A 1,625-nucleotide genomic window follows, 5' to 3' on the forward strand; every position below is an offset into this window, starting at 1 on the left:
CACGGCGTGCCGATCGATCCGACGTTCAAGACGCCCGCGCAGGGAGCGGCAACGCAGGTATGGGCGGCGACGTCGCCGCGCCTGGCCGATCTCGGCGGTGTCTATTGCGAGGATTGCGATGTTGCGGCGGTGACCCGCGGCAACGAGGAATCGGGCGTGCGCCCGCACGCGATCGATCCGGAGGAGGCGGCGCGGCTGTGGGCGTGGTCCGCGGCAGCGACGGGCGTCGATGCCTTTGCGGCGCGGGGCTGACGCCCAGGCATTTGCCAGGCCGGGCGCCGCGCGGGTATCGGCGGCGGTTCGATACTCGCGCGCGGCAAGCTATCCGCGCGCTTGCCGCAGCGCGCGCCCCATCTCCGCGATCGGCATTGCGACGATCGAATTCAGCAACCGCATTTCCCCGGCGTCCGGATGCGCGATGTTTCGCACTTCATCGAGCGTCTGCTCGACGTGACGATCGAGCGGCTCGAGAAAGCGCTGCAGTTCGCTGGCGGCCGCCTTGTCCCTGAGCCCGAGCGCCTGACCGAACGCGACCAGTGCATTCGCGTCGATATCGACGAACCGCGTCGCATTCCCGAGCGGCATCGTCAGCTCGCAGTGCGGCCAGTGATCGCCGCGATGGTCGGGCCGGTGCGTCGGCGTGTGATACACGACCGTGCTGACGATGTCGTAGAACGGCGCGAGCCGGTAGCCGCGCGCGTCGACGAAGAACGACAGGTTCTTCAGGTGCGCGTCGGCATTGCCGACCACCACGTTGAACACGGTCCAGCGGAACACCGACAGGCGTGTCAGTGCGCGCGTGCTGGTGCGCTCGATCGCGCGGGCGAGCTCCTGCGCATTGGCGCGCTGGTACTTGAAGCCGCGGTCGTAGTTGAGCAGTTGCATCGCGTCGATCGTATGCACGCGCGCGGCCGGTTCGGACGCGACGTCGCGGTCGAACCGGTCGATCACGTAGCAGGCGGACGGCGCGCGCAGGAAATGCACGTCCGGCACGTCGAGCCCCATCTTCTTCGCGAGCTGCATGCAGAAGAACTCGTTGATCGCCGAATGCGGATAGCCGGCCGCGCGCATGTCGGGTTTGAGCAGGTGCATCGACGGTTCGCTGCCGACCGGCTCGAGCAGCGCGTAGTCGGGCGCATCGCCGCGCAACACCAGCAGCAGCTTCTGCTGCGCGCCGGCCGCCGACATGCGCTTGGGCGCGGTGGCGGTCAGCGCGCGCTCGGGCATCGCCTGGATCCGGCGCTCGAGTTCGTCGAGCGGCAGCGGCTGCAGGCCGCCGGGCGTTTCCTGCTCGCCATCGGCCAGCAGCGTCAGCGCGCCGGCCGATTCGCGGCCGAAGTATGCGAGCAGGCCCCACGCGTCGGCCGCATCGACCTTCGCCTCGCGCGCGAGCGACGTGCGCATGCCCTCCTCGGGCAGCAGGTTGTCGAAGAACCACTGGACCGGGCGATCGGTCGATGTGTCGGTGAACACGCCCGCGCGCAGCGGAAACGCCGGCGACAGCGGATATGCGACGGGTGACGCGAGCCATTGCGGGTCGTACGCGAACGACCAGATCCCCTTGTCGTCTGTCAGCGTGCCCATGCGCACGCCGTTCGCGGATGCGATCAGCGTTCTAGCCGCCA

1 protein-coding gene and 1 pseudogene are annotated in these 1,625 nt (G+C 69.0%); one reads left to right on the forward strand and one right to left on the reverse strand.

The genetic code is table 11. The features are described 5' to 3' along the window. Positions 1-252: pseudogene (locus JMF90_RS36325) on the forward strand (oxidoreductase); the annotation flags it as partial. 69 nt (positions 253-321) lie between these two features. On the opposite strand, the gene JMF90_RS36330 reads toward JMF90_RS36325, so the two are convergent. Further along, on the reverse strand, positions 322-1,625 hold a 1,304-nt coding region (locus JMF90_RS36330), incomplete at its 5' end, for a HipA domain-containing protein (protein ID WP_236598121.1).

The sequence above is a fragment of the Burkholderia sp. E168m23 genome (genome assembly GCF_016586125.1).
GTDB classification, from domain to species: Bacteria; Pseudomonadota; Gammaproteobacteria; order Burkholderiales; family Burkholderiaceae; genus Burkholderia; species Burkholderia orbicola.